At 40.4% G+C, this 13,761-nt stretch carries 14 protein-coding genes and 1 riboswitch; of the genes, 9 read left to right on the top strand and 5 right to left on the bottom strand.

Annotation, left to right across the window (positions count from 1 at the left end; genetic code table 11):
• Positions 1-18: 18 nt before the first annotated feature.
• On the bottom strand, positions 19-234 hold the full coding sequence (gene copZ, locus NC799_RS08765; protein WP_272446061.1) for a copper chaperone CopZ: 216 nt from the start codon (positions 232-234) through the stop codon (positions 19-21).
• A 77-nt stretch (positions 235-311) separates the two neighbouring features.
• Positions 312-764: a CopY/TcrY family copper transport repressor gene (locus NC799_RS08760; protein ID WP_272446092.1), complete on the bottom strand. Its 453-nt coding sequence runs from the start codon at positions 762-764 to the stop codon at positions 312-314.
• A 255-nt stretch (positions 765-1,019) separates the two neighbouring features.
• On the opposite strand from NC799_RS08760, the gene NC799_RS08755 reads away from it, so the two are divergent.
• The 4 genes from NC799_RS08755 to NC799_RS08740 all read left to right on the top strand — a co-directional run bounded on the left by NC799_RS08755 (position 1,020) and on the right by NC799_RS08740 (position 8,728).
• Positions 1,020-2,456, top strand: coding sequence for an MATE family efflux transporter (locus NC799_RS08755; protein ID WP_272446060.1), 1,437 nt, complete (start codon positions 1,020-1,022; stop codon positions 2,454-2,456).
• 139 nt (positions 2,457-2,595) lie between these two features.
• Positions 2,596-2,976, top strand: a complete 381-nt coding sequence (locus NC799_RS08750) for a cupredoxin domain-containing protein (RefSeq protein WP_272446059.1) — start codon at positions 2,596-2,598, stop codon at positions 2,974-2,976.
• A gap of 188 nt (positions 2,977-3,164) precedes the next feature.
• A riboswitch (SAM riboswitch) is annotated at positions 3,165-3,274 on the top strand.
• A gap of 78 nt (positions 3,275-3,352) precedes the next feature.
• Positions 3,353-6,784: a methionine synthase gene (gene metH / locus NC799_RS08745; protein WP_272446058.1), complete on the top strand. Its 3,432-nt coding sequence runs from the start codon at positions 3,353-3,355 to the stop codon at positions 6,782-6,784.
• A gap of 18 nt (positions 6,785-6,802) precedes the next feature.
• Positions 6,803-8,728 (top strand): bifunctional homocysteine S-methyltransferase/methylenetetrahydrofolate reductase, encoded by a 1,926-nt coding sequence (locus NC799_RS08740; protein ID WP_272446057.1) that lies wholly within the window; start codon positions 6,803-6,805, stop codon positions 8,726-8,728.
• A gap of 838 nt (positions 8,729-9,566) precedes the next feature.
• Here the strand turns inward: NC799_RS08740 and NC799_RS08735 are convergent.
• On the bottom strand, positions 9,567-10,412 hold the full coding sequence (locus NC799_RS08735) for a nuclease-related domain-containing protein (RefSeq protein WP_334313855.1): 846 nt from the start codon (positions 10,410-10,412) through the stop codon (positions 9,567-9,569).
• Between the two features lie 385 nt (positions 10,413-10,797).
• Here NC799_RS08735 and NC799_RS08730 point away from each other — a divergent pair, with 385 nt between their 5' ends.
• From NC799_RS08730 to NC799_RS08715, 4 genes are all read left to right on the top strand, one after another.
• On the top strand, positions 10,798-11,013 hold the full coding sequence (locus NC799_RS08730; RefSeq protein ID WP_272446056.1) for a hypothetical protein: 216 nt from the start codon (positions 10,798-10,800) through the stop codon (positions 11,011-11,013).
• Between the two features lie 15 nt (positions 11,014-11,028).
• On the top strand, positions 11,029-11,175 hold the full coding sequence (locus NC799_RS08725) for a hypothetical protein (RefSeq protein ID WP_272446055.1): 147 nt from the start codon (positions 11,029-11,031) through the stop codon (positions 11,173-11,175).
• A gap of 157 nt (positions 11,176-11,332) precedes the next feature.
• Positions 11,333-11,515 carry a hypothetical protein gene (locus NC799_RS08720; RefSeq protein ID WP_272446054.1) on the top strand — a complete coding sequence of 61 codons (183 nt, stop codon included), beginning with the start codon at positions 11,333-11,335 and terminating at the stop codon, positions 11,513-11,515.
• A 1-nt stretch (position 11,516) separates the two neighbouring features.
• Positions 11,517-11,795 carry a type II toxin-antitoxin system RelE/ParE family toxin gene (locus NC799_RS08715; RefSeq protein WP_272446053.1) on the top strand — a complete coding sequence of 93 codons (279 nt, stop codon included), beginning with the start codon at positions 11,517-11,519 and terminating at the stop codon, positions 11,793-11,795.
• A 290-nt stretch (positions 11,796-12,085) separates the two neighbouring features.
• Here the strand turns inward: NC799_RS08715 and NC799_RS08710 are convergent, their stop codons facing one another.
• Positions 12,086-12,247, bottom strand: coding sequence for a hypothetical protein (locus NC799_RS08710; protein WP_272446052.1), 162 nt, complete (start codon positions 12,245-12,247; stop codon positions 12,086-12,088).
• A gap of 115 nt (positions 12,248-12,362) precedes the next feature.
• On the opposite strand from NC799_RS08710, the gene NC799_RS08705 reads away from it, so the two are divergent.
• Complete coding sequence (locus NC799_RS08705) at positions 12,363-12,560, top strand: hypothetical protein (protein WP_272446051.1); 198 nt, start codon at positions 12,363-12,365, stop codon at positions 12,558-12,560.
• Between the two features lie 70 nt (positions 12,561-12,630).
• Here NC799_RS08705 and nspC read toward each other — a convergent pair whose 3' ends face one another.
• Positions 12,631-13,761 carry a carboxynorspermidine decarboxylase gene (gene nspC, locus NC799_RS08700; RefSeq protein WP_272446090.1) on the bottom strand — a complete coding sequence of 377 codons (1,131 nt, stop codon included), beginning with the start codon at positions 13,759-13,761 and terminating at the stop codon, positions 12,631-12,633.

Below are 13,761 nucleotides of genomic sequence, written 5' to 3'. Positions count from 1 at the left end.
TTAATTCACCCTTTCATTCTAGTTTTCAGGGATTGCTTCATATCCCACTTCGCTTACAGCAGCTGTTAACTGATCTAATGTTTGTTTAGATTCATCGAATTTTACAACTGCCGTACCTTTTTTTAAATTAACTTTTACTTTCTCTACACCATCTTGTTCATTTAATGCATTCTCCACTTTGTTTACACAATGATTGCAACTCATTCCTGTAATTGATAATGTTATTTTTTCCATTAGTAAACACACTCCCTTTTATTTTTTAATGATAAGAAAAATATAGTCTAGTTCCTTATCCTTATGCTTGCACTTTTTTAATGATGGTGTCCATGGCGATGACTATTACACTTACATTGACCAGGAGCACAATTACATTCGACTTCATCCACGGCTTCTTTTTTCTTCTCAGCTAAAGTCTGCTCTAGTAGTTTAATGTCATCATGACTTAAGGTTGCTTCTGATATCATATTAGCAATCGTCTTTCCTCTTTCTTTATTGCATATAAAATCAAATAATCCATTAGTTACAGCGTTTACGCTGTCAGTTTCATTGATGGTAGCTGTATATAAATAACGTTTACCATCAGGCTTTGCATTTAGCATTCCTTTTTTTACTAAGCGTCCTATCAATGTTTTAACTGTTGCCTCTTTCCAATTTTTTTTAGTTTGTAAGACCCCGCTAATTTCTTTACTTGTGGCTTGATGGAGTGACCAAACGACCCGCATGACTTCCCATTCAGCTTCTGTAATATTAGTTTTTTCCTCCATTAACAAGTGGTTATCGCTCCCTTCGTTTACAACTGTAATCTGTTTATGAGTTAAGTTTACATATGTAAACGAAAAAAGTCAACCGTTTAATTCAATTTCTTCAATAAATAAAAAATGTAAAAGAGAACAAAAGTCAGGTAACAAGGACACATCAAATGTCGTGACTATCTTTCAAGACAAAATTAGTTGATTTGGATACCTTCAGGTTAATTGGTTAGATTATAAATAAATGTGTCATATTGGAGGTATCCAAAAATGAAGGATCAGGAAAAAACGATACAACATGCAGAAAACACTGCGGATAAGGTAAAAATTATATTAGTACTGGCTATGCCTGCGGTGATAGAGAATTTCTTTCAAACAATTCTCGGATTTGTAGATACATATTTCGTCTCAAAAATTGGTCTTGCCGAAGTATCGGCTGTAGGTGTGGCTAATGCTGTTTTGGCTATTTATTTTGCCTTGTTTATGGCAATTGGTGTTGCGGCGAATGTTCGAATTGCTAATTTCCTAGGGGCAAAACAACAGGAAAAAGCTCGCCATATTGGGCAACAATCCGTTTTATTGGCTATTCTGTTCGGGATACTGACTGGTGTTATTACATTGTTCTTTGCAGGACCAATATTAAAATTAATGGGAATTGAGGCCAATGTACTTGAAGCAGGCGAGACTTACTTGAAAGTGGTAGCTATTCCTTCCATTTTTATGTCACTAATGTTCGTGTTAAGTGCAATCTTAAGAGGGGCTGGTGATACACGGTCACCAATGAAGGTTACGATTTTGATCAATATCATAAACGCAGCATTGGACTATGTCTTTATTTTTGGATTTTGGTTTATTCCGGAATTGGGTGTTGTTGGTGTAGCGTTGGCGACGGTATTTTCCAGGTTGATCGGCAGCTTTGCATTGTTTTACTATATACAGCGTTCTGCAGTCCTCTCCTTTAGAAACGTTTATTGGAAGCCGGACAAACAGCATTTAGCAGAATTAATGACGCTAGGGGCACCTGCAGCAGGGGAACGGCTAGTCATGAGACTTGGCCAAATCGTCTATTTTGGTTTTGTTGTTGTGCTTGGTACAAATGTTTTTGCAGCACATCAGATTGCAGGTAATGTCGAAGTATTTTCCTATATGATAGGGTATGGATTTGCAACAGCTGCGACCATTCTTGTCGGTCAACAAATTGGAGCAGGAAATATTGCTGAGGCAAAAATTTACACGAAACTATGTGCATGGATTGCTGTTATATCTATGTCCATTCTAGGTGCACTTCTATTTGTGTTAGGAGGTTGGGCCGGGAGCTTTTTCACAGATGACGTTACGGTAATTAGTAATATTGAGACAGCCTTAAAAGTATCAGGTGTTTTCCAGCCCTTTCTAGCATTATTACTAATTTTAACCGGAGCATATCAGGGGGCAAACAATACGAAATTCCCCATGTATTTAACAGCAATCGGAATGTGGGCTGTTCGGACATTACTAGTGTATGTATTAGCCATTCAGCTAGGCTTTGGATTGTTCGGTGTCTGGCTTGCGATTGGGATCGATATTGCATTTAGAGCAGTAGTATTAACCGTTCAATTCGCACGTGGTAAATGGATTTCCATTAGGAAAGAAGAGAAAGATGTGGAATCAGAATGTCATCCTCAGTCAACGAAAGAAACGATGTCTGGATGTGTTAATAACTATTAAGATGCTTTGGTAAATGAATTGGATTTTTCTACGAAGTGGACGAAGATGTGACATATTTCTAACAATCCGAATAGTTTCTAGATAATGTTTCTAAATTAACTTATAATGGTAACTATTCTGTAAATGGGGGGATTCTGTTATGAAGAAATTTATTTATCCGGTACTAATTATTGGATTTGTTCTAGTTTTGTCTGCTTGCGGAGGTGGAAGTAGTACAGAAGATGAAAGCGCGAATGAAGGTACAAGAAGCCAAAGTGAAAGCTCGGGCAATACGCTTGACATAACAGCAACTAACTGGGAATTTGATCAAGAGAACTATTCTACAACAGCTGGTGAGGTTACAATAAATCTTACAAATAAAGACGGGGTTCACGGCGTAAAGGTAGATGGAACAGGTTTAAATATTCAAGGTGATGGTTCGGGAAAGGTCACACTTGAGCCAGGTGAATATACGATTCGATGTACTGTACCATGTGGAACTGGACATGCAAGTATGCAGTCGACAATAACCGTTTCATAATAGGAATTGATGTAAAGGGTAGATCAGCAGGTGATATGGTCTACCCTTTCATGTTTGGATAATGGTGTTATAGTAGATTACTTGCGCTCTTGTTTATATTTACTAGTATGGAAAAAACTAATAAGTTATTGACAACATGGACAAATACATGTAGGTTAAGATTAATAATAATTTTAAAATTTTATACTCTCTTATCAAGAGCAGGCAGAGGGACTGGCCCGATGATGCCCGGCAACCGGATGGTAATCTTATCATTACGGTGCTAATTCCAGCAGAATTAATTTCTGATAGATGAGAGGACCGTATGTCAAATATCAAGGTCTTTCTCACATAGGGGAAGGCCCTTTTTTAATGGAAAAGAAAGAAGGTGGATGAAATGACAAATATAAAAGAAAGATTAAAGCATCATATTTTAGTACTTGATGGTGCAATGGGGACGATGTTACAGCAACAAGACCTGACTGAAGAGGACTTTGGTGGTGCGGCTTACGATGGTTGTAATGAGTATTTATGCAAAACGCGTCCAGACGTACTATTGAACATTCACCGTGCTTATTTACAAGCTGGTGCAGATATTATTGAAACGAATACCTTTGGGGCGACTCCACTTGTATTAGGTGAGTATGGCCTTAGTCACTTAGCAGAGGAGATTAATGTTGAGTCAGCCCAGTTAGCAAGACAAGCAGCCAATGATTTTCAAACTGCTGATTGGCCACGTTATGTAGCCGGGGCGCTCGGTCCAACAACGAAAAGTTTATCGGTTACCGGCGGAGTGACATTTGATCAGCTCGTTGATGATTATTGTGTTCAGGCACGGGGATTAATTACTGGTGGTGTTGATTTACTCCTGCTTGAGACGTCACAGGATTTGTTGAACGTTAAAGCGGCAAGTCTTGGAATTAAGCGTGCTTTTGAAGAGACTGGTAAAAAACTTCCAATAATGATTTCTGGGACAATTGAGCCAATGGGAACAACATTAGCGGGGCAAACGATTGAAGCGTTTTATACGGCTGTTGAACATCTAAACCCGATAGCTGTCGGACTTAATTGTGCGACAGGTCCTGAATTTATGACCGATCATCTCCGGACATTATCTTCATTAGCTCAGACGGCAGTTAGCTGCTACCCGAATGCTGGTTTGCCTGATGAGGAAGGGCATTATCATGAGACACCGACGAGTTTAGCTAGTAAGCTGACAGACTTTGTTGAGCAAAAATGGCTGAATATTGTTGGCGGTTGTTGTGGTACGCGGCCGGAGCACATTGTTGCGATTCGCGAGGCGATAAAGGACAAGGAACCGAGGGAATATGCAGATGAAAGCCAGCACGTTATCTCTGGGTTACAAGCGGTTTTTTTAGAAGAGGATAATCGGCCAATTTTCGTCGGAGAACGAACAAATGTAATTGGTTCGAGAAAGTTCAAACGACTAATCGCGGAAGGAGAATTTGAAGCGGCGTCAGAGATTGCGCGTGATCAAGTGAAGTCCGGCGCACAGGTGATTGATATTTGTCTTGCCGACCCAGACCGCGAGGAACTAGAGGATATGGAGCAGTTTTTATACCATGTGATAAGAAAAGTGAAGGTTCCGCTCATGATTGATTCAACAGACGCGGAAGTGGTAGAGCTAGGGCTTCGTCATTCGCAAGGAAAAGCAATCGTTAACTCAACGAATCTTGAAGACGGGGAAGAGCGACTCGCTCAGTTTGCCAATTTGGCTGTTACGTACGGGGCAGCGCTTATCATTGGTACGATTGATGAGGAAGGAATGGCTGTTACGAGAGAAAGGAAGCTCGAGGTAGCTAAGCGGATTGTTCAGCTTTTAGTCGAAAAATACGGCATGAAAGCACGCGATATTATTATTGACCCATTAACATTTCCGGTTGGGACCGGTGATGAAAAATATATTGGCTCAGCAAAAGAAACAGTTGAAGGAATTCGGTTAATCCGGGAGCATTTGCCGGAATGCCCAACCATTTTAGGTGTGAGTAACATTTCGTTCGGCTTACCGCCGGCTGGTCGTGAAGTATTGAACTCCGTTTTCTTGTATGAGTGTACGAGGGCAGGGCTTGGCTATGCGATGGTCAATACGGAAAAATTAGAGCGCTACGCATCGATATCAGACGAAGAGAAAGACTTAGCGCGCCGCCTCCTTTTCGAGACATCGGATAAGCTCGTTGCCGAATTTACAGCTTTTTACCGGAAGAAAAAGACAGTAGATACAGTCAAGACACCTAGCTTGCCATTAAAGGAGCGTCTTGCCAAGTATGTTGTTGACGGAACGAAGCAAGGGCTAATCGCTGATTTGGAAGAAGCGCTCAAAACCGATAAACCACTTGATATCATTAATGGTCCTTTGATGGACGGGATGTCAGAAGTTGGGCGATTATTTAATTTAAACGAGCTCATTGTTGCAGAGGTTTTGCAAAGTGCCGAGGTTATGAAAGCAGCCGTTTCGTTTTTAGAGCCTTTTATGGAAAAAGCTGACACGGGTAAGAAGGGGAAAATTCTACTTGCTACTGTTAAAGGTGATGTCCATGACATTGGTAAAAATTTAGTCGAAATTATTTTAATTAATAATGGATTTGATGTTATTAATTTAGGCATAAAGGTTCCACCAGAACAATTGATTAAAGCCTATCGCGAGCAAAATCCGGACATGATTGGCTTATCTGGATTACTCGTTAAATCTGCCCAGCAGATGGTTGCAACTGCTGAGGACTTTCAAAAGGCTGGTGTCGATGTTCCGTTGTTAGTCGGTGGTGCTGCTCTATCGAAAAAATTCACCTATACAAAAATTAAGCCAAATTACGAACCACCAGTTATTTTTGCAAAGGATGCGATGGAGGGCTTAGCTTTTGCGAACAGGCTTATTAAACCAGGCGAACGAGATAGACTCCTTGAGGAATTAGAGCAGGTTAGGCAAGATATGGTTGATGCAAAACGAGCAAAACCAACTAAGGAAGTGGAAGAGAATCCAGAACCGAAAGTATCAACCGTTAGCAGAAATGCACCTGTGTTCGTCCCACCAGACTTTGAACGCCATGTGTTACGTGACTACCCGGTGAAATATATTCGTCCCTATGTCAACATGCAGATGTTAATTGGAAAGCACCTAGGATACAAAGGGAACGTAACGAAAAAGGTTGCCGAGGGGGACCCGAAAGCAGTCGAATTACAACAGTTAGTCGATGAGCTGTTAGACATTTGTGAAAGTGATCGAATTATTAGACCACAAGCGGTCTATCAATTTTTCCCTGCCCAAGCGGACGGTGATAAGGTATTAATTTATGACCCTAAAAATCAGGAGCGAGTGCTAGAAACGTTTGATTTTCCAAGACAGGAGCAAAATCCATACCTATGCTTATCTGACTATTTGCGGACAAAGGAAAGTGGTGTGATGGATTATGTTGCATTCTTTTCTGTGACAGCAGGAAAAGGCGTTCGTGAACTTGCCGAGCACTGGAAAAATGAGGGTGACTATTTAAGGTCTCATGCCATCCAAGCGATTGCACTTGAGCTAGCGGAAGGGTTTGCTGAAAGATTGCATCAAATGCTTCGTGACCAGTGGGGATTCCCGGACCCACAATCGATGACGATGCGTGAGCGATTTATCGCACGTTACCAGGGAATTCGAGTTTCATTCGGTTATCCGGCCTGTCCTAACTTAGATGACCAAGCACAATTGTTTCGCTTAATTAAGCCAGAGGATATTGGGGTAGAGTTGACCGAGGAATTCATGATGGACCCAGAAGCGAGTGTATCAGCATTAGTCTTCTCCCATCCGGAGGGTAAGTATTTCAACGCATAAAAAGGAAGGTGATCAGAGTTGTCAGGCAAAGGTAGGAATGATTTTTTAAAGAGATTAGAGACGGGTCATATTATCGGGGACGGCGCAATGGCAACACTAATGCACCAGTCAGGACTCCCCGCTCGAACGTGCTTTGAGGCATTATCTGTTAAAGATCCAAAGCTTGTAACTGAAGCACATATAGCTTATTTAGCAGCAGGGTCGACGGTCATCCAAACGAATACGTTTAGCGGAAACCGCCTCGGATTAGAGCGGTACGGCCTTGATAATCAGGTGTGGGAGATCAATCGTTCTGCTGTTAAAGTAGCCCGTGATGCGATTGCGACGTTTGCTGAGCAATCAAACCAGGAACAGGAGGCATTTGTTTTTGGCACGATTGGCTCTACTGCGGATATAAAAACGCCCGATTTTGTTGATAAGGGTGCGAAAATGTCGTTGCGCTTTTTGTTTGAAGAGCAGTTAACTGCACTATTAGAGGGGGGCGTCGACGGGGTTTTACTTGAAACGTTTGCCGATTTAAATGAGCTGCAAATCGCTGTCGAAACAGTGCGGCGGTTAACGGACCTTCCAATTATTGCTAATCTTTCACCAGAGGTCATTGGTGTCACAAGAGACGGCCATCCGATTGACGAGGCTTTTGCTGTACTAGAAGGGGAAGGGGCAGATGTTGTCGGACTGAATTGCCGGCTTGGATTATCGGGTATTTTACGAACCTATGAATCAATAGATTTAAATCCAACGTCGCACTATGCAGCAGTACCAAATAGTGGGTTATTGCACCTAGTCGATGGTGACTATTCCTATACAGGAAATGCGGATTATTTTGCAACAATTGGATCGGAATTAATTCAAAAGGGTGTCAACTATATCGGCGGTTGTTGCGGAACAACGCCAGACCACATTCGGGCACTGGTCAAGCGGTTAGATGCTGCGCCATTGGCTAATGGCCGTGTTGGGCAGGGTATGCTTAGTGCGGGGACGTCGAACCGGGTTGAGATATCTGAGAAACCGAGTGCTATTAGTTTAGATAATAACGGCGCGCCTCCGAAGAAATCGATTATAGAAAAAGCGAAAGAGGAACCAACTATTATTGTTGAATTAGACCCACCAAAGGTTTTGGATGTCGAACAATATTTGGATGCGACGAAAATGTTGAAGCAAGCGGGTGTTGATGCAGTTACGATTGCTGATAATTCACTTGGTACTGTCCGAATTAGTAACATCGCCATCGCTAGTTTAATTAAGGAGCTTGGTGTTGAGCCACTAGTCCATGTTGCATGCCGGGACCGTAATTTAATTGGCCAGCAATCACATTTAATGGGACTCCATGTGTTAGGGATTCACAACATTCTACTCATAACCGGTGATCCGTCCAAGTTTGGTGATTTGCCTGGGGCAACGTCCGTGTACGATGTTTCGTCGACTGATTTAACAAAAATGGTAAAGAAGCTGAACAACGGAATAGCATTCTCTGGGCAGCCATTAAAGCAGAATTCGCGGTTTGTAGTCGGGACGTCATTTAATCCACACGTCAGGAATTTTAACCGGGCAATCGACAGGTTACGGCGCAAACTCGAAGCAGGTGCTGACTATGTCATGACCCAGCCAATATACGATATCCGGTTATTTGAAAAACTTGCAAGGGCAGTTGAGGAGTTCGATGTCCCAGTATTTGTTGGCATTATGCCGATGATTAGTTGGCGCAATGCCCAGTTCCTCCATAACGAGGTGCCTGGTATCCAAATCCCAGAAGAAATTCTGCTCAGGATGAACAAGGATTCTAAAGAGGCTGCAGTTGAAGAAGGTCTATTAATCTCACAGGAGTTAATTGATGAAGCATTGCTGCATTTCAACGGAATTTATCTGGTTACACCGTTCTTGCGCAGCGAACTGACTGCTCACCTGACGAGGTATATCCACGATGTGAAAGCTCCCGTTCGGTAGTATTGTGTATCGGGATCGGGGTAATTCGGACAGAGGAAGAGCAAATCGAGTGTCCTGAGTCCGAATACGGTGGTAATTCGGACAGGGGAAGAGCAAATCATGTGCGCCGAGTCCGAATACGGTGGTAATTCGGACAGGGGAAGAGCAAATCAAGTGTCCCGAGTCCGAATACGGTGGTAATTCGGACAGAGGAAGAGCAAATCATGTGCGCCGAGTCCGAATGAGGCGTTAATTCGGACAGAGAAAGAGCAAATCAAGTGTCCCGAGTCCGAATACGGTGGTAATTCGGACAGAGGAAGAGCAAATCATGTGCGCCGAGTCCGAATGAGGCGTTAATTCGGACAGAGAAAGAGCAAATCATGTGCGCTGAGTCCGAATACGGCGGTAATTCGGACAAGGGAAGAGCAAATCGAGTGTCCTGAGTCCGAATACGGTGGTAATTCGGACAGAGAAAGAGCAAATTATGTGCGCTGAGTCCGAATACGGTGGTAATTCGGACAGAGAAAGAGCAAATCATGTGCGCCGAGTCCGAATACGGTGGTAATTCGGACAGGGGACGAGCAAATCATGTGCGCCGAGTCCGAATGAGGCGGTAATTCGGACAGGGGAAGAGCGAATCATGTGCGCTGAGTCCGAATACGGTGGTAATTCGGACAAGGGAATAGCAAATCAAGTGCGCTGAGTCCGAATGAGGCGTTAATTCGGACAGAGACAGAGTAAATCAAGTGTCCTGAGTCCGAATGAGGCGGTAATTCGGACAGAGAAAGAGCAAATCGAGTGTCCTGAGTCCGAATACAACCACAATTCGAACTCAAAAAGTTAATATTAAGTTACATGTTCATTCAACTTTGTAGTAGGTGCCGCGCGTATGGCCATAAGGCTTATAATTTTTGTTTAAAACTCTAGCAAATGTTCTCTTATTCAAATCCACCCGACACCAATCATATATTTTTTGCGTAGTGATTTTATCATTAGGAAACAGTAATTCGTATTCCCTCACATTGCGCATAATGGCCGATTCTAGTTTTTCGTGTTCACCACACTGATTACAGATAAAATGGGGCTTTCTGTATACAAATATAAATGATCCACACTTCTTACAGTACATCCCCTTTTGCAATTTATCGTATGCGTATTCTGGTATATTGGTAAAGGGGTTTTTCGTTTTGTGAAGAGAGAGTAGCTTCTGAGCAAGATTCTTATGGCTATCATTTAACGTTGACGATGTATTATTTAAGTCTCGGATAAATCCATTTATCTGGGTTGGTAAAATAATAGGTTGATCCATTGGGGCCTGGTAAAGAGTGAATTCAGAGTTGATAAAGAGTAGAGAGGATTCTACTAGGAAATTTTGATTGAGATTTTGGAGTAATTGCCTGAAGAGTACTGTACTTCTTTTTAACTGATTAACAGGATTTTTATATTCGCGACTGGTTGCAACAGAATACATGTTATCTGACTCTAAATAACAATCGCCTTGGTAATTTTTAATATCGATAAGAAGGACATTTCCTTGACGAATAATTACCGTATCAATTTGAAAGTAGGAACCGCTAATTTCAAGGAGCAAATCATTGATAATAAACATTTCTGGTTGGAGATTCTCAATTAGTAAATCAAAGGTGACTTCGCCTTCGTAGCCTTTTTCGAGGTTTAAATAATGAAACCTTTCCTTCTCTTGCAATTGTGATCTCCTATCTAGAGAACGGTTAATTAATAATTCCTCCGATTCAAATCTAGGTTTAAGTAATATCATACCTCACATCCTTTCTAGTTATATTTTAATAATACAAAACTCTTGTCCACTTTGAAACAATTTTTTTAAAAGGAGCAGGTTTTTCACCTAACGGGTTCAGTTCTAGGAGCTAAAACAGTAATTAACACACCAAATAGTAGTACAAATCGCATAGCGTTTCGTACTACTATTTTTATTGATATGACAACATTTATTAATTTTTAACATCTAAATTTACATGGTAAATAGCAACCTTTTTAACAAGTGTACATAAATTTATGTACAGTGTGCATTTAAGGTGTGATACGTCAAATATCACAAGAAGGTTTTGTGTATGCAACATAAGAAGTTTATCTATTTTATTCTACTGATATTCCTTTTAGTCGGATGCAACGATGAGACTAGTAATGAAACTACATTTAATGATGAAGGTAACTCTGGAACAACGTCATGGGCTTTTGAGTTTGTAAATTATAATGGTATTTCCTATGAGTTAACGAATACAGAGGTAAGTGAAAACAATGTAGGAGAAAAAATTGGAGAGGTTTAAAGGGATATTTCTGATTTGGACACAACTGGCGAACTCAATGACGTTGATTTTGACGCGGTAGGATTATCTAAGGGTACACCTTTATTTAAAAGTAAAGATAGTAATGATTCAATTATTTATAAAAATAATAATAAATATTTCGTTGCGAAGGAACATTCTTAAGAAAACCATCCAATATAAGATAACTCTCTTGTTGAGGTAACGGGTGCAAGAGTGCAAAAGACAAATTTTATTAGTCTAAATATTAATGTTATAAAGAAGGATGTGTAATATAATAATTTATATAACACCTTAAAACCTTAAAAAGGAGGTATGTCACATGAGCACGAAAAAAGAAGTAATTAAACTAATTAAAGATTTACCGGAAAATGTGACCCTCGACGATATCATGCGGGAACTTTATGTTAGAAAGAAAATAGAAAAAGGAATTAAAGAACTGGATGCTGAAAAATTTGTTCCTCATGAAGTGGTTAAGGAGAAGTTAGGGAAATGGTTGAATTAAGATGGCAGAATCTGCTGTAAAAGATTTAGATAACATTTGTACCTATATTGCTGAAGACTCTGAAGAGTACGGCAGGATGTTTGCAAGAAGAATTATGGATGCAATTGAAACTACTGCTGTTTTCCCTAATTCTGGTCGTATTGTTCCGGAACTGAAAGATGAAAAGATTAGAGAAAAAGTATTATCTAACTATAGGATAATTTATCGAATTAATAATGATGCAGTAGAAGTAGTTCGAATCATCCACAATGCTAGGATCTTTAAAGATATAAACCAATAAACATCATGGCTCTCAATTGCTGGCTATGATGTTTTTTTATAAAAATTAATAAGTTTTGTGAAGTAATACACTTAAAGTAACTGGTGCTTTAGTTGAAGAAGAGAAATTAAATATTACGATAAAAACGCTCAGATAAAAAATTTCTGAGCGTTTTTGTTTGCTATTTGTGCTGTGAAATATAGTTCGGAATGTATGCTAATCATTATGTTATTTCTATTGTTATTAGCATTTTTCTCTCCCGAAACTGAACCTGTTAGTTTTTTACCTGCTCCTTTTACTTTTTCTCGATATCAAATCTCGGTAACCGAGGAAGGTTTTCTAATTTCCAGTGGGTCTTCAAGCTTAGTTGGTTTGGTGACTTCGACAACTGGTGGATCTGTTTCATTTCCAAAAATCTCACTTATCGGACTCATTTCCTCAGGTTCACCAATTAAGTTATTTTTCTTAGCCATTCTCATCACCTCACTATTTATAGTGCCCTGTTCCAATTAAATGTGGCAGGATAAAATATGGGAATAATAACAATCATTTTGCTGGGCAAAACTATCTATATAAAGGAGTGTGGCTATGAACGAGTTAAATTTTCACAAAAAACCAATTGAAGATTCTAACGATAACAAACCTTCATTTAATGTTTACCTTGATCAATACTTAGTCGCGGAGGTCAGGGGATTAGACCCAAAGAACCAAACGATCATTCCGATGCGAGAACTAAATGATTATGAGGAAAATAAGCTTTATGAGTATTTAACAACATTGTCATGAAGGGGATTGTCTTCAAATTAAGACAAGCGCTCTTTATAGTAAAAAAACCAGACCCACCTGAGTCTGGTTTCTACCTTGACAACCGCATCTTGAAATCTTGATAACCAAACGAATGGACAACCTTACAATCGCCGTTTTTTTCTTTGATAGCAAGTGCAGGTAAAGCCATCCCGTTAAAGGTTGTGTTTTTCACCATCGAATAGATGGCCATATCGCCAAACACTAAGCGGTCCCCACTTTTTAGCGGTGCATCAAACGAATAATCACCAATCACGTCACCTGCAAGACAGGTTTGTCCGCCAAGTCTAAAGGTGTAAGGTTTTTCCCCTGCTTCACCTGAGTCGAATAGTGGTGGGCGGTATGGCATTTCCAAAACATCCGGCATATGACAAGAGGCAGACGTATCAAGAATCGCAATATCCATGCTGTTTAGATGTGTGTCTAATACCGTTGTAATTAAATACCCCGCATTAAGGGCAACTGCTTCACCAGGCTCAAGGTACACCTCAAGACCATAGACATCCTGCATTTTACCGATACATTTTTCTAACAAAGTAATGTCATAATCTTCACGAGTAATATGGTGGCCACCACCAAAATTAATCCATTCCATTTGCGGCAACCATTCACCAAATTTTTCTTCAACAGCATGAAGCGTTGTTTCAAGGTCATCTGAATTTTGTTGGCAAAGCGTATGGAAATGTAACCCAGATACACCGTCTAGTAAATCAGGGCGAAAATGTTCTCTTGTTACGCCAAAGCGTGAGCCTGGTGCACACGGGTCGTAAATCTCGTGACCTTCTTGCGTTGAGCATTCCGGATTGATACGTAAGCCAACTTTTTTACCTGCTTGCAGTGCTTTATCTTTAAATTTATCTAATTGAGAAAAGGAATTGAAAATGATATGATCACAAATTGAAATGATTTCATCGATTTCATCTTCTCGGTAAGCCGGGGCAAAGACATGATTCTCTTTGCCCATCTCTTCAAAGCCTAAACGTGCCTCATATAAGCCACTAGCTGTTGTACCACTTAAGTACTGTCCAATTAGCGGATACATAGAGAACATCGAAAATGCTTTTTGAGCCAATACAATCTTACACCCTGTGCGCTGCATAACCCCGTTTAGGATTTTTAGATTTTTCTCTAGAAGTCCTTCATCTACGACATAACAAGGTGTTGGTAATTCGTCAAATCGCAT

It is taken from the genome of Aquibacillus salsiterrae (assembly GCF_028416595.1).
GTDB lineage: Bacteria > Bacillota > Bacilli > Bacillales > Amphibacillaceae > Aquibacillus_A > Aquibacillus_A salsiterrae.
Note: the sequence above shows the minus strand (reverse complement) of the source record. Positions and strands in the feature narration are given on the sequence as shown.